This is a genomic window from Chelatococcus caeni (assembly GCF_014196925.1).
Lineage (GTDB): Bacteria > Pseudomonadota > Alphaproteobacteria > Rhizobiales > Beijerinckiaceae > Chelatococcus_A > Chelatococcus_A caeni.
This window is the reverse complement of record NZ_JACIEN010000007.1, coordinates 181,163-198,034: the sequence shown is the minus strand read 5'-3', so window position 1 is coordinate 198,034 and position 16,872 is coordinate 181,163. Positions and strand designations below refer to the sequence as shown.

The window sequence follows — 16,872 nt, the reverse complement described above, 5'->3', positions numbered from 1 at the left end:
GTCGCCGGGGCATGACGAGGACGAGAATGACGACGACGGACGTTGCGGTGGAGAAGCGCCCGCGGCGGCGCAACATGCGGGCGCCGGAGCGCGAGCAGGCGATCCTCAACGAGGCGATCCGCTTCTTCGCCGAGCACGGCTTCGAGGGCCAGACCCGCGAGCTCGCCAAGCGCATGGGCATCACGCATTCGGCGATCTATCGGCATTTTCCGAGCAAGGAGGCGCTGATCGAGCGCGTCTACGAGCAGGTCTACCTCAACCGCTGGCAGGCATCCTGGGGGCCGCTGATCAAGGACCGGTCACGGCCGCTGGAAGCCCGCCTCATGCAGTTCTACGAGGAATACGCGGCCCGGGTCTTCGACTATGACTGGGTCCGGATCTTCGTCTTTTCGGGACTGCGCCCCTTCGACATCACCAGCCGCTATCTCGACATCGTGCGTCGCGAGATCATCGAGCCGGCCTGTGTCGAGCTGCGTCACGAGCTCGGCCTGCCGGGCCCGGTGGAGCGTCCCGTCGAGGAGCGCGAGACGGAGATGTTCTGGGGGCTCCACGGCCGCATCTTCTACATCGCGATCCGGCGCTACGTGTACCAGACGCCGACGCCCGACCGTCTGGACGACGTCATCCGCGACGCGGTACGGGGGTTTTTCGTCGGTGCCCGGGCGCTGGTCCTGGAAGTGGTCGGCGATTGACCGGAGCCGATCCCGTCACGCGCCTTCCACGCCTTGCGGCCCTCGCCACCGGCGGATAATCCTGCCGCGCGGCCAGTGTTGCGGCGCGGCAGGTGAAGAGCGATCGGCATGACTTCGGTGAACTTGCAGATGGTGCCCGAGCTACCGCGCGCCTGGGCGGCGGATCTTTCCGGCTACGCGTGCCGCCCGCAGACGATCGGCTGCTCCGAGGCCGCGGTCTTCCGGCTCGAGGCGAAGGGCCGCCCGACCCTGTTCGTGAAGGCGGAGCCGGTCGGCCCCCTTTGCGAACTGCCGGATGAGATCGCACGGCTGCGCTGGCTCGCCGAGCAGGACGTCGCCTGCCCGCGCGTCCTCGCCGAGGCTGAGGAGGCGCAGCGCCGCTGGGTTCTCATGAGCGCCGTGGACGGTCGCGACCTTGCCTCGTCGCCCGATCTCGCGCCCGAGCGGATCGTGGCGATCGTGGCCGAGGCCCTGCGCGGCCTGCACGCACTCGATGCGCATGCCTGCCCCTTCGATCACCGGCTCGAGGGCCGCATCGCGCTCGCCCGGGCGCGCATGGAGGCCGGGCTCGTGGACGAGGCGGATTTCGACGAGGAACGCCTCGGCCGCAGCGCGGCCGATCTCTTCGAGGACCTGCTTGCCGGCCGCCTCGACGGGGAAGACCTCGTCGTCACGCATGGCGATGCCTGCCTGCCCAACCTCCTCGCGCAAGCCGGACGTTTCACCGGCTTCGTCGACTGCGGCAGGCTCGGCGTGGCGGACCGCCACCAGGATCTGGCGTTGGCGAGCTGGAGCATCCGCCATAATCTCGGCGACGACTGGGTCGAGCCCTTCCTGCGATGCTACGGCGGCGCCGTCGATCCCGACCGTCTCGCCTTCTACCGCCTGCTCGACGAATTCTTCTGAAGGCGCCGCGTCGCTGCAGCCGGTAGGGGCTATCAGGCCAGCAGCCGCGCGAGCGCCGTATTGAGCGGCGCAGCGGCGGCGCCCTCGCGCTCGAGTTCCCGGCTGCGCTGGTCCGCCTGCAGGTCCGCGGCCGGTACGCCGGGCAGGGTGCCCTCGCGCGCCAGTGCCTCGCGCAGGCTGCTCCACACGGCCGCATTCGCCACGAAGGGGCCGGAGACGATCACCCGCCGCGGAAACAGAACCCGGCAGAGATTGCCGAGCGAGACGACCATCGCCTCGAAGGCCCGCTCGAAGCACGGCACGCCGAAGAGCCGCGCATCGCGCAGGCGCAGCCCGGCCAGATGCTCGTCCGTGGGCACCTCGAGCCCGGCTTCGCGCAGGCCTTCGCCGCAGGCCCACAGCCCTGCCACCGTCTCGAGGCAGCCGATACCGCCGCACCGGCAGGGCCTCGCCTCGCCGCCCATCCGCCAATGGCCGATCTCGCCGAAGCGGCCTGCCGCGCCGTTGACCGGCACGCCGGCGACGGCATAGGCCGCGCCGATGCCCCAGCCCCAGTGGACGAGCAGCGTGCCGCCGGACGTGTCCTGCGCATGTGCCAGCCGGGCGGAGAGCTCGACGTCGAGATTGCGCGCGACCGAGACGGGCAGGCCGCGCGGGCCGACCGCCGCCGCGGCGTCGAAATCGCGCAGCGCCGGCCAGCGGGAAGAGAACAGCCAGCGGCGCGCCTCGGCGTCGAGGACGCCGGACAGGGAAAAGCTGATCCCGGCGAGCTCGGTCGCCGTCGGCGCGGCGAGGGTGACCTCGTCGAGGAGCGCGCCGAGGACGCCCGCCATGTCCGCATTGTCCGCCTGCGGAGGCACGTGGCGGCTGACGCGCGCCAGCTCCTGCCCCGCGAGGTTGACGCAACTCGCCGCGATCGACTGGCTCTCGACCTGGTAGACGACGGCCGCCAGCCGATGCGGATTGGCGATGAGCACGCCCGACGGCCGCCCCCGCCCGCCGGACGGCCGGTGGCTCTCGACCACGAGCCCGCTCGCCACGAGATGCCCGACATGGTCGGACACGGATGTCGAGCGCAGGTGCAGGGCGTCCGACAGCTCCCGGCGCGCGCTCGCCCGCCCGGCCATCAGCGTGGCGAGCACGCGCCAGCGCTCGGCGGCATGGGCGGTCGGGAGGGGCGGGCGCAGCAGCGGAGAAGGGCCGCTCATCGGAAGAGACTCGGCAATCCAAGGGAGAGGGCCGGAACGTAGGTGACGAGCATCAGAACGGCAATCATCACCACGTAGAAGGGCACGAGGACGCGCGTCGTGCGCTCGATGCTGGTCGGTGCGATGGAGCAGCCGACGATCAGCGAGGTGCCGACGGGTGGCGTGCACAGGCCGATGCCGAGGTTGATCAGGAGGACGACGCCGAAGTGGATGGGGTCGACGCCGATGCTCTTCGCGATCGGCAGGAGGATCGGCGTCAGGATGAGGATCAGCACGCCCATGTCCATCAGCATGCCGAGCACGATGAGGAGGGCGTTGATCGCGAGGAGCACCACCCACGGCTCGCGCGAGACCATGAAGATCGCCTCAGCCAGCAGCGCCGGCACCTTCAGGTAGGACAGCAGGAAGCCGAAGGCCGACGACGTCATGATGATGGCGATCACCATGGCGAGCGTGCCGAGCGATTCCCTGAGGACGCGCAGGATCGCGGTGCGGTCCATGGTCTTGTAGACGAAGACGGTGACGAGGAGGGCGTAGACCACCGCGACGGCGGCCGATTCCGTCGCGGTGAAGATGCCGGCCACGATGCCGCCGACGATGATCACCATGGTGAAGAGGCCGATCGAGGCGTCGATCGCGGTCTTCAGCCCCTCTCGCCACCCGTAGCGCGTGCCCGCCGGATGGTTCTGGCGCACGGCCAGCACATAGGCGAGCACCATGAGGGCGAGGCCGAGGAGGACGCCCGGCAGGTAGCCGGCGAGGAAGAGCTGGCCGATCGGCAGCCCGCCCGCGGCGAGCGCGTAGTAGATCATGTTCTGGCTGGGCGGGATCAGGACACCCTGCACGGACGAGGTGACGGTGACCGCCACGGCATATTCCGGCTTGTAGCCGCGCTTGACCATCGCCGGGATGAGGAAGGAGCCGATGGAGGCGACATCGGCCACCGACGAGCCGGAGATGCCGCCGAAGAGCGTGCTGGCGAAGATGTTGACCTGGGCGAGCCCGCCGCGGATGCGCCCGACGATGATGTCGGCGAAGCGCACGAGCCGCTCCGAGATGCCCCCTTCGGACATGATCTGCCCGGCGAGGATGAAGAATGGCACGGCGAGGAAGGTGAAGCTGTAGAGCCCGTTCACCATCCGCTGCGCGACGAGCAGGCTCGGCACGCCGAGATACCAGGCGGTGGCCAGCGACGAGAGGCCGAGCGCGAAGGCGATGGGCACGCGCAGCGCCATGAGCCCGAGGAAGCCGCCGAGCAGGATGATGATGCCGATCGTGTTGCTACTCATGCCCGGGCAGTTCCTGTTCGGCCAGCTCCGGCCGCCGCGGGGCGACGCGCCCCGCGGCGAGGTTGAACAGCCCGTTGACGCTCATGAGTGCGCCGCCGACGAGCACAGGGTAATAGAGCCAGGCGCGTGACAGCCCCGTCGCCGGCATCACCTGCACGCCGGCGAGGCGGATGAGGGCGAAGCTCTGCCACAGGAGGACGAGCGAGAAGAGTACAAGGAGCGCCTCGGCGAGAAAGTCGACGCTGCGGGCGAGGGGCAGCGGCAGCCGGTCGCGCAATGTGGTGATGGCGATATGGCCGTGGCGGCGGATGCCGATGGCGATCGCGATCATCCCGAACCACACCAGCATCAGGAGCGCGACTTCCTCCGACCAGCTCGTCGGGCTGTTGAAGAGAAAGCGCAGCACGACCTGCAGCGCCGTGACGGCGATGATGCCGACGAGAAGGAGATGGCAGACCATCTCCATCAGCCTGTCGACCGCGTCGAGAAGCCAGTCGATCTTGTGCATCACCGCCGCCGCTCCCCCGTCGACTGTCAGTCGACCGCCTGGATGCGCGCGATGAACGGCTTGAGCGCCGGGAACTCGTCGTAGATCGGCTCCACGGCCTTGCGGAAGGGCTCGTTGTCGACGGAGACGATGGTGACGCCGGCGGCCTCGACCTTCTTCTTGGCTTCCTCATTGGCCGCGAACATGGCCTTGCGCTCGAACTTCGCCGCCTCGTCCGCCGCCTCGACGATCGCCTTGCGGTGCTCTTCGGAGAGGGAATCGAACTTCTGCTTGTTCATGACGAGGATGGCCGGCGGGCTGAGATGCCCGTCCTCGATGAGATTGGGCGCCGCCTCGTAGTGCGAGGAGGTGACGTAGCTCACATAATCGTTCTCGGCGCCGTCGATGACGCCGGTCTGCAGGGCGGAGAAGACCTCGCCGTAGTTCATCGGCGTCGGCGTCGCGCCGAGGAGCTCCACCATGCGCGTCGAGATGCGGGCCGGCTGCACGCGGATCTTCAGGCCCTTGAGGTCCTCGAGGCTTTTGACCGGCTTGCCGGCGCGCGTGTAGAAGTTGCGCGTGCCCGCCTCCATGTAGGGAAAGCCGACAAGCCCCACTTTCTCGAGGTCGGCCGTGACCTCCTTGCCCACCTCGCCATCGAGCACCTTGTACTTGTGCTCCGCGTCGCGGAAGACGTAGGGCAGCGTGAAGACGCCCATGGAGGGACTGACATTGGCGAGCACGACGGAATTGACGCGGGCGAGGTCGATGATGCCGGCCTGGGTCTGCTCGATCGTCTCCGGCTCCTGGCCGAGCTGCGCGCCCGCATAGACCTCCACCTTCACGCCGCCCTTCGTCTTCTCGTCGACGAGCTTGGCGAATTCGCGCATGGCGATGGTGACGGGGTTGTCGTCCGGCTGGTTCTCGGCGAGCCGCAGGACGACCTCGGCCTGGGCGGCGCCGGCGGCCAATAGCGCCGCAGCGGCGATGACGGTTGCAAGCGAAGCACGCTTCATTGGTTCCTCCTCCACGATTGTATCCCCTAGCGTGCGGTTCCCCTCGGCCACCGTCAATCTGTTTTTGAACGTATCGTGACAAAAATTATTCTGGCTCGGCAGGCGCCATTCGGGCTACCGTTTGTGACGGCATTGAATTTTATGATCATCGATCGTTCGAAAGGATGCGGCATGGACATCTCGGTCTTCCCGGACAAGGCGAGCCTCGGCCGCGAGGCGGCGCGCATCGGCGGGGACGCCATCGCGGCGGCCGTCGCCGAGAAGGGCAGGGCGACCATCATCGTCGCCACGGGGGCGAGCCAGTTCGAGATGCTGGAGGTGCTGACGGCGCGGCGCGACATCGACTGGTCGCGCGTCACCGCCTTCCATCTCGACGAATATGTCGGGCTGCCGACAACGCATCCCGCGAGTTTCCGCCGCTATCTCGAGGAGCGTTTCGTCAAGCCGCTCGGTGGGGCCGTTACCTTCGTGCCGGTGAACGGTGATGCGGCGGATGCCGCGGCCGAGACGCGGCGCCTCGGCGATCTCATCCGCAGTGAGACGGTCGACGTGTGCTTTGCCGGCATCGGCGAGAACTGCCATCTCGCCTTCAACGACCCGCCGGCGGATTTCGACACGGAGGAGCCCTACATTGTCGTGACGCTCGACGAGGCCTGCCGCCGGCAGCAGCTCGGCGAGGGCTGGTTCCCGACCTTCGAGGATGTGCCGCAGCAAGCCATCTCGATGAGCATCCGGCAGATCATGAAATCGCGGCTGCTCGTCGTCTCGGTGCCGGACGCACGCAAGGCCGAAGCGGTGCACCACGCGGTCGAGGGGCCGGTGAGCCCGCAATATCCAGCCTCGATCCTGCAGCAGCACCCGGCCTGCCGGCTTTTCCTCGATGAAGCCTCGGCCGCCGGGCTGAAGGGGCGCCCGAGGAAGTGACATGAGCAACCTCACCGAGCGCGCACCGGAGCCGCTGCGGCTCGACGACGGCCTCGAGGTGCGGGACTATCCGGCCGATGCGCGCTGGCGTGCCGGCGAAGGCCGGCCGGCGCCGGAAGGCTCGCACTTTCCGGCCTGCGGCACGCCGGGCCTCGTCGATCTCCAGGTCAACGGCTTCGCCGGCGTCGACTTCAACGACGCCGCGCTGACCGCCGAGGCGCTCGACCATGCCCTCTCTGCCATGCTGAGGACGGGCGTCACCAGCCTTCTGCCGACGATCATCACCGCGACGCGCGAGGAGCTGCTCGCGCGCTTTGTTGCGCTCGATAAAGCCGTTGCCGGAAGCCGCCTCGGGCGGTGGATGGTGCCGGGCTACCATCTCGAGGGGCCGTTCCTGAACCCCGCCGACGGCTATGCGGGCTGCCATCCGCCCGCGGCGATGAGGGGAGCCGACATGGCTCTCGTCGACGAGATCGAGCGGCATCTCGCGCGGCCGATCCTCATGGTGACGCTGGCGCCGGAGGTGGAGAACGCGGACGCCTTCATCGCGGCTGCGGTGGCGCGCGGCAAGTGCGTCGCGGCCGGCCACAGCCGCGCCGACGAGGACAGCCTGGCCCGCGCGGTTGCAGCCGGCCTCAGCCTCTCCACCCATCTCGGCAACGGCCTGCCTCAGCAATTGCCGAAGCTTGCCAATCCCCTCTTCGCGCAGCTCGCCGAGGACAGGCTGACCGCGACCTTCATCGCCGACGGCATCCATGTGCCGCCGCAGGCGCTCAAGGTGATGATCCGCGCCAAGGGGCTCGACCGGTCCATCCTCGTCACCGATGCGGTCGCAGCCGCCGCCGCGGCACCGGGCCTGCACCGTTTCGCGGGCATGGACATCGAGCTTGCGGAAGACGGCACGGTGCGCAACCCGGGCAGCCGCTACCTGGCCGGCTCCTCGCTCTGCCTCGATGCCGCCGTGCGCAATATCGTCGCCTTCGGCGCCGCGACGCCGCGCGAGGCGCTCAGGCTCGCCTGCGCCAACCCCAGGCGCGTCCTGGCGCCTGCCCTTGCGGCGCATGGCGCCGCTCTCGCCGCCTCGCACCTGCGCTGGGGCCCGGAGCTTCGCCTGCACTCGGCAGCCGTCGGCCCCTTCGAGATCCGGCTCGACTGAGCGGCTGGGCGGCCGGGGTCCCAATCTCGTCCGAAGGTCGTACAATCGGCTTGATCCTGCGCAAGGCGGCGCTGTGCGCCACCCCCTTACCCTTCCTGCGCATCGACAAAGGGAGCGCCAAGAAGGGGAGCGCCATGTACAAGAACATTCTCATTCCGACGGATGGTTCGCTCTTGTCGGCTGCGGCCGTGGAGCAGGCGATGGCCTTCGCGCGCGACGCCGGGGCCAAGGTGACGTTGCTGACTGTTGTCGAGCCGTTCCATCTCCTGACGACGGATGCCGAGCAGCTCACGGACACACGGGCGGAATACGAGGCTCACGCACGCCGCCGCGCCGCCGGCTTTCTTTCCTCCGCGAGCAATGTCGCGCGGGTGAACGGTGTACCCTACGAGACGGTGCAGGTGGTAGACGAGGAGCCCTACCGCGCCATCATCGATACCGCCAAGGAACGCGGCTGCGACCTCATCGCCATGGGCTCGCATGGGCGCGGCGGCGTGGCCGCCGTCGTGCTGGGCAGCGTCACGCAGAAGGTGCTCACCCACTCGACGATCCCCGTCCTCGTCTATCGTTGAGCGGGCAGCGACGGAACAAGGCCGCCCCTGCGGATGCCGGGGCGGCCTTTTCTTGCGTGGCATCGGCCTAATGGGCCATCAGCATCGGCACCGGGCAGTGCGTCAGGAAATCGCGCGTCGCCCCGCCCAGCATCCACTCGCGCAGACGCGAATGCCCGTAGGCGCCGAGGACGGCGAGATCGGCGCCGCTCTTCTCGATCTCGTTGAGGAGCGCGCGGGACACCTCGCGCCATTCCGGCAGATGCCGCAGGTCGACCCTGACGCCGTGCCGGTCGAGATGGCGGGCGATGTCGGCGCCGGGCTCCTCGCGGTCCTCCTCGGGCGGGCCCTCGGTGTCGACGGTGGCGACGACGACCTGCTTCGCCAGCCTGAGCAGGGGCATCGCCTCGGCCACCGCGTGGGCAACTTCGCGCGTATCGTTCCAGGCGACGAGCACGGTCCCCAGTGGACGGGCGGAGACGTTCGGCGGCACGAGGTAGACCCCGCGGCCGGAGCCGAACAGGGCCGCCTCCACCACCTCAGGCCAGCGGGATGACTCGTCGGCGCCGTAGGGGCGCAGGGTGACGAAGAGATCGCAGGCGCGCGCCTGCCGCGCGACGGCGCTCCAGACGGCATCGGCGAAAAGATCGAACCGGCGCAGCTCGGTGGGGGCCGCGAGCGCGTCGAGGCGCTGCGCCAGGCGCGTGGCATGGGCGTCGCCTGCCGCCTCGGCCTGCAGCCGGTTTTCCTCGAGGATGCTGGCCACGGCGAGGCCGTCGGCCGCGGGAATGACGGGCGTCGGCACGACGTTCGTGAAAAGGCCGGTCACATGGGCATCGAAGTGCCCGGCGATGGCTTCGGCATGGATGATGCGTGTCTCGTCTTGAGCACTGCCGTCGAGATGCACGAGAATGTCGCGGATCATGGTGAGGCTCCCTGTCGCCTGTCGACGGAGCATCGTGGAACCGCAGCGGCGGCCGCGCCTTGAGGTCGCTCAAAGGCGACCTGCCCGCGGCAGATCCTAGAAGGCGAAGGACTGCTGCGCCGGCTCCGGCGCAAGGTCGATCCCTTCCAGCGCCAGCATGCGCAGCTTGGCCGTAGTGCCGCCGGGGGCGGAGAAGCCGCCGAGCCGGCCGCCGGCCGCCAGCACCCGGTGGCACGGGATGATCAGCGGCACCGGGTTCTCCGCCATGGCCCGGCCGACGTCGCGCGCCGCCTCCGGACCGGCGCCGACCTCGCGCGCGAGCGTGCCGTAGGTCGTCGTATGCCCCCAGCCGACGCGCCGGGCCGCGGCATAGATCTCCCTGGCGAAGGCATCACGGCCGGAAAGGTCGAGCATGCAGGCCGAGAAATCCGTCTCGCGGCCGGCGAAATAGGCTCTTGCCGCCGCGATCGTCTCGGCGACGGGCGGAGGCGGCGTGCCTGGGATCGCGTCCGGAAGGCGCCGTTTCAGCAGGCGCTCGGTGCCGGCGGCGTCCGTGGTCGGCAGCTGGAAGCGCACGATGCCGCTCTCGCTCCACGCGATGCCGCAGAAGCCGATGTCCGTCTCGAAGATGGCGTAGTGATGCATCGTCCGGCCCGTTGCTGTTCGGGGCCGGACGAGCATAGCCGGCGACGCCGTCCGGGTAAATTCTCGCCCGCCGTTGTCGCGGGGGCGTGAACGCCCTCTACATCACCGCGACGGCGCTGTTGCTGAGGTCGGTGACGAGCATGTGCCCCGGCGCGTGCGAGATCGAGAACGGCGGGCGGGCATGTTCGATGACGGACTGGGGCGTCACGCCGCAGGCCCAGAACACCGGGATCTCGCCGGGTCGGATCTCGACGGGATCGCCATAGTCCGGCTTGCCGATATCGGCGATGCCGATCGCGGCCGGATCGCCGAGATGCACCGGCGCCCCGTGCACGGCCGGAAAGCGCGACGTCACCTGCACGGCCCGGATGGCCTGGGCGGCGGTCAGGGGCCGCATGGAGACGACCATCGGCCCGCCGAACGGGCCGGCCTCAACGGTCGGCACGTTGGTCCGGTACATCGGCACGTTGGTGCCCTGCTCGATGTGGCGCACCGGCAGGCCGTCGGCGAGCATGGCATCCTCGAAGGAGAAGGAGCAGCCGATGAGGAAGGCGACGAGGTCGTCGCGCCACAGGTCGCGGATGTCCGTCGGCTCGTCGACGAGCTCGCCGTCGCGCCAGACGCGGTAGCGCGGCACGTCCGTGCGGATATCGACGTCGCGCCCGAGCGTCGGCAGCATCGGATCGCCGGGCTCGGACACGGCGACGAGCGGGCAGGGCTTGGGATTGCGCTGGCAGAAGCGCAGGAAATCGTGCGCCAGCGCCCCGGGCAGGATGGCGAGATTCGCCTGGACGCGCCCCGGCGCGAGATTGGCCGTATGCCCCGTCAGCTCGCCCGCACGGGCGGCAAGGCGCACCGCATGGGGATCCGTGCGGTCGAAGTCTGGTGACATGGATGATGTCCCTCTTGCACTTGGCCGGGCCGCTCCTGGCCGGGCGGCTCACGCGACTTCCGGCAGAACCTCGATGTCGTAGCCGTGGCTGAGCGAGCGGCCGCTGTGCGGGTCGAAGAGCTCCATGGCGAAGGACGCAGCCGGGCGGATGCCCCCGTTCGCGCCGACGGTGCCGCAAAGCATCGCCGTGCCCTCCGGCAGCATGGCTGCGCCGCCGGTGAAGCCCGCGACGAGGTCGAGCGGCGGCTGCAGCGCGGCGAGCCGGCCCTCCTGGTAGACGACGCGCGTGCCGTTCTCGACGATGTGCGAGCGGATGACGAGCTCGTCCCAGTGGCCGGCGACCTCGGCGAAGCGCCAGGCCTGCCGCGCCACCGGCTTGGCGCAGACCTGCTTCGACAGGGCGACGCTGACGGTCTCGAGCTTGCGGTCGGTGTGGTCGGAGGAGAGGCTGACGAAGAGTTCGCCGCCGGCCTGGAAGAGGAAGACCTCGACCTCGCCCGAGCTCTCGCCGCCCACCACCTGGATGCGCGGCGCCTGGGTCAGCAGGCTGTCAGATACGCGGTAGTAGAGCGGCACCGTGCTCGGCCGCGGCACGCCGATGGCGGCGAGCTCCTCGATGTGGTGCTCGATCGCGTGGCGATCGCGCCCGGCCCAGCCGGCGATGATGAGCGACGCAATGTCGATGTCGAGGGCACCGGCGCCCGTGGCGCCGGCGATGTCGAAGGCAAGTCTCATGATGGTCCTTCAGCGGTAGGAAGCTTGGTCGCTCACCCGAACAGGCCCGGCAGCCACAGGGCGAGCGCCGGGAAGAAGGCGAGCAGCGCGAGCATGAAGAACATGGCGAGGACGAAGGGCAGCGTGCCCACGATGACCGCGTCCATGGATCCGGCCTTGCGCAGGCTCTGCACGACGAAGAGGTTGAGCCCTACGGGCGGGGTGATCAGCGCCGCCTCGACCAGCACGATGATGACGACGCCGAGCCAGATCGGGTCGTAGCCGATGCCGATCATGATCGGCGCGATGATCGGGATCGTCGTGATCATCATGGAGAGCGTCTCCATGAAACAGCCGAGCACGAGATAGAAGACGACGATGATCAGCAGCATCCAGCCGGGCGACAGGCCGAGGCCGCTGATCGAGCCGGTGATGGCATCGGTGAGGCCGGTCGCCGACATGATGAAGTTGAGGAAGCCGGCCGCGATCACGATCAGCATGATCATGGCCGTCGATTTCATGGCGCCCTCGACGGCGCCGCGCAGCATCGTCCATGTCAGGCGGCCGAAGCAGGCGGCGAGGATGAGGGCGCCGAGCACCCCGAGCGCCGCCGCTTCCGTCGGCGTCGCGAGCCCGGCATAGATCGAGCCGACGACGAGCAGGAAGATGCCGAGCGGCGGGGCAAGATGCACGAGGCCGCGGAAGCGCTCGCCCCACGAGGCGCGGACCTGGTGGCCGCTCCAGCCGGGCCGCGCCAGGCAGCCGCCGGCGATGACGGCCATGAACAGGCTGGCCATGAGCAGGCCCGGGATGATGCCGGCGAGATAGAGCTTCGGCACCGAGGAATTGGTCAGGACGCCGTAGATGACGAGGTTGATCGACGGCGGGATGAGAATGCCGAGCGTGCCGCCGGCCGCGATGCTGCCGAGAAAGAGCGGCTCGTTGTAGCCGTAGCGGCGGATCTGCGGGATGGCGACGGTGCCGACCGTGGCGGCCGTTGCGACGCTCGAGCCGGAGGTGGCGGAAAAGAGCGTCGAGGCGCCGATATTGGCATGCATCAGCCCGCCGGGCAGCCACGACAGCCACAGGCTCATGGCCGCATACATGCGTTCTGCGAAGCCGGCTCGGAGCAGCACTTCGCCGAGGAGGATGAAGAGCGGGATGGCGACGAGCAGGAATTCGTTGTTCGTGCCCCAGGCGAGCTCGCCCATGGCGCGCGTCAGCGGCAGCATGGAATAGAGCGGGTCGAGGATGAGCCCGAGCACGCCGAGCGCCGCCCCGACGGGGATGGAGAGTCCGATGAGGACGAAGAGAAGGACGAGCGCGGTCGCGATCATGCCGCGGCCTCCTTGACGAGGCGTTCGCCGGCCGCCGCCTCTTCCGCCGCCTCTTCCTTCGCCGAGCGCACGCCCGCGATGGTCTTGACGGTGTCGATGTCACCGGTGACGAGCGCAATCGAGGCGCGCAGCAGCATCAGCGCGAGGACGAGGCACATCCAGGCGAGCCCTGCGAGCCACAGCCCCTGCGGGATGTAGAGCGGCGTGCCCAGCGGCGTGTTGGCGGTCGAGCTCTCGGCCCAGGAGGTGGCGACGACGTCGTAGGCGTAGAAGGTCAGCATGGCCATGAAGACGCCGAGCGCGACGATGGAGATCCAGTCGAGCACCGCCGACAGGCGCACCGGCAGGTGCTGGTAGATCACGTCGACGCGGACATTGGCCCGCTGCAGCGTGGCGAAGGCGAGCGACCAGGACGTGCTGATGGCGAAGGCATAGCTCGACAGTTCGTCGGCGCCGCCCGTGCTGAAGCCGAAGAACTTGCGCGCGATGACGTCGAAGGAGATCAGCAGCACGCTGCCGATGGTGAGGGCGCCGCCCGCCCAGACGGCGAGAAGCGACAGGCGTTCCGCGCCGCGCGTCAGGCCGGCGAGGGAAAGACGATGCAGGGACATGGGCTCCACCTCGTCGGGATCGGGGGCGCCGCCGCTGCGGCGCCTCGGGTGAGTGCGCCGCGCGGGGCGGCGCACCATTCCCTTACTTCGAGACGGAGATGTTGAGCACCTTGCCGACGGTGTCGTTGAAATCCTTCACGCAATCGGCCGAGCAGCGCGCCGCCCACTTCGGCAGCACCATCTCGCCCAGCACGCCGCGCAGCTGCTGGCGGTCCGCGTCGCTCGGCGTCACCAGCTTCATCTTGCCCTTGACCGGCAGGGTGCAGGCATCCGAGCCCGTGTTGCAGGCATAGCCCAGCTCCGTCTGCTCGGCGGCGGCCTTCCAGATGTCGTCGACGAGCGTCTTGACGTTCGTCTCGATGAAGGCCTGCACCTTGGGGTCGAGCTTGTTCCAGGCCGCCTGGTTGACGGCGTGGATCTGCTGGTTCCAGTTGATGGGCAGGGCATAGAGGTGCGTGGACACCTCGTACCACTTGGCCGAATAGCCCGAGAGCGAGCCGGTGATGGCGCAGTCGACCACCTTGTTCTGAAGGGCCGGCACCACCTCGCCGAAGGCCATCGTCACGCTCGTGCCGCCGAAGGCCTCGACGAACTCGGCCTGGGTGCGGCTCGAGGTGCGCACCTTCTTGCCGTTGAGGTCGGACAGCTTGTTGATCTCGGCGTTGCAGAACAGCACCTGCGCCGGATAGGTCGAGATGCCGAGCAGCTTCACCTTGGCGCCATCGCCGTAGAACTTGGCGTAGACCGGCGTAAAGGCCTCGGTGACGGCGCGTGCCGTCGTCACGTCCGGGGCGAGGCCGGCGAGGTCGATGGCCTCGTTGATGGCGTTGTCGCTGGCGAAATAGGAGAGGGTGGCGGTGCCGAACTCGACGACGCCCTGGGACATGAGGCGCAGCAGTTCCGGCCCCTTCAGCCCCATCTCGTTGAAGCCCTTGATCTCGGCCGTGATCTGGCCGTTCGACAGCTCCGGCACCTTCTGGGTCCAGAACGGCTTCTCGTAGTCGTTGTAGGCGGTGAGGTTGCTGAGGCCGCCGACGATCTTGAGGTTCGTCTTCGGCAGGTCCTGGGCGAGCGCGGCCGATCCGGCGAGCGCGGCGACGGCAACGGCGGCACGAAGAAGGTGTTTCACGGTGTCAGTCCCCTGGCTGGTCTTGTGGCGGCTTTTCCGCCGGGCCGGCCGCAGCCGGCGCCCCGCCCGCATTGCAGCTCGGGATTGATTTTCATGTCCAATCGTATGTTCGAATGGGGGGTATAAATTCAATTCAACTCTCTGTCTCCGGACCGCTCGTCACGCCGCTGTCGGCCTGGGCAGCAACCTCCTGCGCCATCACGGCGATCACGCGGGCGGCGTGGCTCTCCGGGCCGTTGATCCAGGTGGCGGTGAAGCTCAGGTCCGGCAGCGGATCGGCCTCGACATCAATAATCTTCAAGTCTCCGCCAGCGAGCTCCTTGCCGAGGAACACCGGGGCGATCACGGCCGTGCCGATGCCGTCGAGCGCCATGCGCACCACCATGGAGAGGGAGGCGCTGCCGTAGAGCCGCGCCTTCACGCCGGCGCGGGCCAGCATGTCGCGCAGCACCAGATAGGGCCGGCTGTTGGAGGGATAGGTGATGATCGGCCGGTCCGACAGGCGCCTCAGCGTGATCGGCCCGTCGCCGAGCTTCAGCCGCGGGCTCGCCACCCAGGCGAGCGGGTTGGTGCACAGGTGGATGTTCTCCACCCGCTCCTCCAGCACCGGGCCCATGAGGAAGGCGAGGTCGATCTGCCGTGACATGAGGTGCGAGCGCAGCACCATGGAGCTGTCCACCTCGATCTCGAGCGCCAGCGCCGGATAGGCGGCGTGCACCTTCTCGATGAGGCGCGACAGCCAGGTCTGCACGATGGTCTCGGCGACGCCGATGCGCACGGTGCCGCTCATCACGTTCTGGTCCTGGGCGGCGCGCACCATGTCGCCGCGGAGCTGGATCATGCGCTCGGCATGGGAGAGCAGCTCCTGCCCCTTGGCGGTGAGCGTCACGCCGCGCGCGTCCCGCTCGAACAGGCGCACCCCCAGCGCCTCCTCGAGCGAGGCGATGCGGTGCGACACGGCCGGCTGGGTCGTGCCGAGCTTTTCGGAGGCCGCGCGCAGGCTGCCGAGCGCCGCCGCCCAGAAGAAGGTCTCGATGTTCCTGAGATCGATCATCGCCGGCCCGTCCCTCGAACTCCACCTCCCCGCGTCTTAGCGCATCGGGAGGTCGTGCGGGGCAATTTCGATCAGTCGCCGCTCCGGGCCTTGCAATCGGCCCTGCCGCTTCCCATGTGCCGTGCCGCGGGCCGGGCCCCTCTGGCGATGCCGATGCATCGTGATGTCGGACCGTATCGGGTGAACCCGATGCAGGGTCCGGATTTCTGCGTTTGTCCAATCAGGGCTTTGCACCGGGTTTCCCCTCCGGACAGAGAGGAAACCGATGGACGTTCTCACCAGCCTTTTTCTTGGCCATCCGCTGTGGATGTGGCTCGGCTTCATGGGCCTCGTCATGGCGCTCCTGGCGCTCGACCTCGGCGTGCTGCATCGCGGCTCGCGCGAGATCGGCGTTCGCGAGAGCCTCGCGCTCTCCGCCTTCTACATCGTGCTCGGCCTCGGCTTCGGCGGCTTCGTGTGGTGGCAGCTCGGCGCCCAGTCGGGCGTCGAATATGTCACCGGCTTCGTGGTCGAGAAGAGCCTCGCGATGGACAACATCTTCGTCATCGCGATGATCTTCGGCTTCTTCGCCATCCCCCGGCGCTACCAGCACCGCGTGCTGTTCTGGGGCATCCTCGGCGTCATCGTGCTGCGCGCCATCATGATCGGCTTCGGCGCCGCCCTCGTCGCGCAATACGAATGGGTGCTCTATCTCTTCGCCGCCTTCCTCGTCATCACCGGGCTCAAGATGCTGTGGTGGGGCGACAAGGAGACGGACCTCGCGCAAAACCCGCTGCTCAGGCTGATCAAGCGCCGCTTCCGGGTGACGCGGCGCCTGCACGGCGAGCGCTTCTTCGTGCGCCGAAGCAGCGGCAACGGCCGCAGCTTCCTGTTCCTGACGCCGCTGTTCCTGGCGCTCGTCTTCATCGAGATCGCCGACGTCATCTTCGCGGTCGACTCGGTGCCGGCCATCTTCGCCATCACGACCGATCCCTACATCGTCTACACGTCGAACATCTTCGCCATCCTCGGCCTGCGCGCGCTCTATTTCGCGCTCGCCGCCGTGCTGCACCGCTTTGCCTATCTCAAGCAGGCGCTGGCGGTCCTGCTCGTCTTCATCGGCTCGAAGGTGTTCGTCGCCGATCTCCTCGGCTGGACGAAGTTCCCGGCCGAATGGTCGCTCGCCGTGACCTTCGCCATCCTCGGCGCCGGCATCGGCTGGTCCTTGTGGAAGACGCGGGACGAAGAGGACGCGGGGGAGGGGCAGAAGCTGATGTCGCACTGAACGCCCCGCCCTTGCACGTCCTGCCCTTGCACGCAGCGCCCGCCACTGTTACCGCCATGGGACGGACAGCCG

18 protein-coding genes are annotated in these 16,872 nt (G+C 68.6%); 6 read left to right on the top strand and 12 right to left on the bottom strand.

The window, feature by feature from the left end; translation table 11 throughout:
• Nucleotides 1-26: 26 nt before the first annotated feature.
• Together GGR16_RS22570 and GGR16_RS22565 are read left to right on the top strand one after the other, a co-directional pair.
• Nucleotides 27-692 carry a TetR/AcrR family transcriptional regulator gene (locus GGR16_RS22570; RefSeq protein ID WP_246373253.1) on the top strand — a complete coding sequence of 222 codons (666 nt, stop codon included), beginning with the start codon at nucleotides 27-29 and terminating at the stop codon, nucleotides 690-692.
• A gap of 108 nt (nucleotides 693-800) precedes the next feature.
• Nucleotides 801-1,598: an APH(3')-II family aminoglycoside O-phosphotransferase gene (locus GGR16_RS22565; protein ID WP_425486597.1), complete on the top strand. Its 798-nt coding sequence runs from the start codon at nucleotides 801-803 to the stop codon at nucleotides 1,596-1,598.
• A gap of 32 nt (nucleotides 1,599-1,630) precedes the next feature.
• Here the strand turns inward: GGR16_RS22565 and GGR16_RS22560 are convergent, their stop codons facing one another.
• From GGR16_RS22560 to GGR16_RS22545, 4 genes are read right to left on the bottom strand one after another with little or no spacing between them, the layout of a single operon-like run.
• A complete protein-coding gene (locus tag GGR16_RS22560) occupies nucleotides 1,631-2,806 on the bottom strand; it encodes an ROK family transcriptional regulator (protein ID WP_183318308.1) in 1,176 nt (391 codons plus the stop codon).
• On the bottom strand, nucleotides 2,803-4,095 hold the full coding sequence (locus GGR16_RS22555) for a TRAP transporter large permease (RefSeq protein ID WP_183318306.1): 1,293 nt from the start codon (nucleotides 4,093-4,095) through the stop codon (nucleotides 2,803-2,805). Before GGR16_RS22555 ends, GGR16_RS22560 begins: the two co-directional genes overlap by 4 nt.
• Complete coding sequence (locus GGR16_RS22550; protein ID WP_183318304.1) at nucleotides 4,088-4,603, bottom strand: TRAP transporter small permease; 516 nt, start codon at nucleotides 4,601-4,603, stop codon at nucleotides 4,088-4,090. Before GGR16_RS22550 ends, GGR16_RS22555 begins: the two co-directional genes overlap by 8 nt.
• A gap of 26 nt (nucleotides 4,604-4,629) precedes the next feature.
• A complete protein-coding gene (locus GGR16_RS22545; RefSeq protein ID WP_183318302.1) occupies nucleotides 4,630-5,598 on the bottom strand; it encodes a TRAP transporter substrate-binding protein in 969 nt (322 codons plus the stop codon).
• 171 nt (nucleotides 5,599-5,769) lie between these two features.
• Here GGR16_RS22545 and GGR16_RS22540 point away from each other — a divergent pair, with 171 nt between their 5' ends.
• The 3 genes from GGR16_RS22540 (at nucleotide 5,770) to GGR16_RS22530 (ending at nucleotide 8,250) form a co-directional block, all read left to right on the top strand.
• Nucleotides 5,770-6,522, top strand: a complete 753-nt coding sequence (locus GGR16_RS22540; protein WP_183318300.1) for a glucosamine-6-phosphate deaminase — start codon at nucleotides 5,770-5,772, stop codon at nucleotides 6,520-6,522.
• Between the two features lies 1 nt (nucleotide 6,523).
• Entirely contained in the window at nucleotides 6,524-7,678 is a 1,155-nt protein-coding gene (locus GGR16_RS22535; RefSeq protein WP_183318298.1) for an N-acetylglucosamine-6-phosphate deacetylase, read from the top strand.
• A gap of 134 nt (nucleotides 7,679-7,812) precedes the next feature.
• On the top strand, nucleotides 7,813-8,250 hold the full coding sequence (locus GGR16_RS22530) for a universal stress protein (RefSeq protein WP_019402253.1): 438 nt from the start codon (nucleotides 7,813-7,815) through the stop codon (nucleotides 8,248-8,250).
• A 67-nt stretch (nucleotides 8,251-8,317) separates the two neighbouring features.
• Here the strand turns inward: GGR16_RS22530 and GGR16_RS22525 are convergent, their stop codons facing one another.
• The 8 genes from GGR16_RS22525 to GGR16_RS22490 form a co-directional block, all read right to left on the bottom strand.
• Nucleotides 8,318-9,154: a universal stress protein gene (locus tag GGR16_RS22525; protein WP_019402252.1), complete on the bottom strand. Its 837-nt coding sequence runs from the start codon at nucleotides 9,152-9,154 to the stop codon at nucleotides 8,318-8,320.
• A 96-nt stretch (nucleotides 9,155-9,250) separates the two neighbouring features.
• Nucleotides 9,251-9,799 carry a methylated-DNA--[protein]-cysteine S-methyltransferase gene (locus tag GGR16_RS22520; RefSeq protein WP_019402251.1) on the bottom strand — a complete coding sequence of 183 codons (549 nt, stop codon included), beginning with the start codon at nucleotides 9,797-9,799 and terminating at the stop codon, nucleotides 9,251-9,253.
• A 97-nt stretch (nucleotides 9,800-9,896) separates the two neighbouring features.
• Complete coding sequence (locus GGR16_RS22515; RefSeq protein WP_019402250.1) at nucleotides 9,897-10,691, bottom strand: putative hydro-lyase; 795 nt, start codon at nucleotides 10,689-10,691, stop codon at nucleotides 9,897-9,899.
• Between the two features lie 48 nt (nucleotides 10,692-10,739).
• Entirely contained in the window at nucleotides 10,740-11,426 is a 687-nt protein-coding gene (locus GGR16_RS22510) for a DUF2848 domain-containing protein (RefSeq protein ID WP_183318296.1), read from the bottom strand.
• Between the two features lie 32 nt (nucleotides 11,427-11,458).
• Nucleotides 11,459-12,742, bottom strand: coding sequence for a TRAP transporter large permease (locus GGR16_RS22505; RefSeq protein WP_019402248.1), 1,284 nt, complete (start codon nucleotides 12,740-12,742; stop codon nucleotides 11,459-11,461).
• A complete protein-coding gene (locus GGR16_RS22500; RefSeq protein WP_183318293.1) occupies nucleotides 12,739-13,353 on the bottom strand; it encodes a TRAP transporter small permease subunit in 615 nt (204 codons plus the stop codon). The genes GGR16_RS22505 and GGR16_RS22500 overlap by 4 nt, the downstream gene beginning before the upstream one ends.
• An 82-nt stretch (nucleotides 13,354-13,435) precedes the next feature.
• On the bottom strand, nucleotides 13,436-14,482 hold the full coding sequence (locus GGR16_RS22495; RefSeq protein ID WP_019402246.1) for a TRAP transporter substrate-binding protein: 1,047 nt from the start codon (nucleotides 14,480-14,482) through the stop codon (nucleotides 13,436-13,438).
• Between the two features lie 133 nt (nucleotides 14,483-14,615).
• Nucleotides 14,616-15,536, bottom strand: a complete 921-nt coding sequence (locus tag GGR16_RS22490) for a LysR family transcriptional regulator (RefSeq protein WP_183318289.1) — start codon at nucleotides 15,534-15,536, stop codon at nucleotides 14,616-14,618.
• A 265-nt stretch (nucleotides 15,537-15,801) separates the two neighbouring features.
• On the opposite strand from GGR16_RS22490, the gene GGR16_RS22485 reads away from it, so the two are divergent.
• On the top strand, nucleotides 15,802-16,800 hold the full coding sequence (locus GGR16_RS22485; RefSeq protein ID WP_183318287.1) for a TerC family protein: 999 nt from the start codon (nucleotides 15,802-15,804) through the stop codon (nucleotides 16,798-16,800).
• The last annotated feature ends 72 nt before the right edge of the window (nucleotides 16,801-16,872 follow it).

Bases quoted from the DNA above. Each gene is read 5' to 3' on its own strand.
- GGR16_RS22505 (WP_019402248.1), bottom strand. From the start codon at position 12,742: ATGATCGCGACCGCGCTCGTCCTTCTCTTCGTCCTCATCGGACTCTCC.
- GGR16_RS22570 (WP_246373253.1), top strand. From the start codon at position 27: ATGACGACGACGGACGTTGCGGTGGAGAAGCGCCCGCGGCGGCGCAAC.
- GGR16_RS22525 (WP_019402252.1), bottom strand. From the start codon at position 9,154: ATGATCCGCGACATTCTCGTGCATCTCGACGGCAGTGCTCAAGACGAG.
- GGR16_RS22510 (WP_183318296.1), bottom strand. From the start codon at position 11,426: ATGAGACTTGCCTTCGACATCGCCGGCGCCACGGGCGCCGGTGCCCTC.
- GGR16_RS22560 (WP_183318308.1), bottom strand. From the start codon at position 2,806: ATGAGCGGCCCTTCTCCGCTGCTGCGCCCGCCCCTCCCGACCGCCCAT.
- GGR16_RS22500 (WP_183318293.1), bottom strand. From the start codon at position 13,353: ATGTCCCTGCATCGTCTTTCCCTCGCCGGCCTGACGCGCGGCGCGGAA.
- GGR16_RS22520 (WP_019402251.1), bottom strand. From the start codon at position 9,799: ATGCATCACTACGCCATCTTCGAGACGGACATCGGCTTCTGCGGCATC.
- GGR16_RS22565 (WP_425486597.1), top strand. From the start codon at position 801: ATGACTTCGGTGAACTTGCAGATGGTGCCCGAGCTACCGCGCGCCTGG.
- GGR16_RS22545 (WP_183318302.1), bottom strand. From the start codon at position 5,598: ATGAAGCGTGCTTCGCTTGCAACCGTCATCGCCGCTGCGGCGCTATTG.
- GGR16_RS22485 (WP_183318287.1), top strand. From the start codon at position 15,802: ATGGACGTTCTCACCAGCCTTTTTCTTGGCCATCCGCTGTGGATGTGG.
- GGR16_RS22540 (WP_183318300.1), top strand. From the start codon at position 5,770: ATGGACATCTCGGTCTTCCCGGACAAGGCGAGCCTCGGCCGCGAGGCG.
- GGR16_RS22535 (WP_183318298.1), top strand. From the start codon at position 6,524: ATGAGCAACCTCACCGAGCGCGCACCGGAGCCGCTGCGGCTCGACGAC.
- GGR16_RS22515 (WP_019402250.1), bottom strand. From the start codon at position 10,691: ATGTCACCAGACTTCGACCGCACGGATCCCCATGCGGTGCGCCTTGCC.
- GGR16_RS22555 (WP_183318306.1), bottom strand. From the start codon at position 4,095: ATGAGTAGCAACACGATCGGCATCATCATCCTGCTCGGCGGCTTCCTC.
- GGR16_RS22490 (WP_183318289.1), bottom strand. From the start codon at position 15,536: ATGATCGATCTCAGGAACATCGAGACCTTCTTCTGGGCGGCGGCGCTC.
- GGR16_RS22550 (WP_183318304.1), bottom strand. From the start codon at position 4,603: ATGCACAAGATCGACTGGCTTCTCGACGCGGTCGACAGGCTGATGGAG.
- GGR16_RS22530 (WP_019402253.1), top strand. From the start codon at position 7,813: ATGTACAAGAACATTCTCATTCCGACGGATGGTTCGCTCTTGTCGGCT.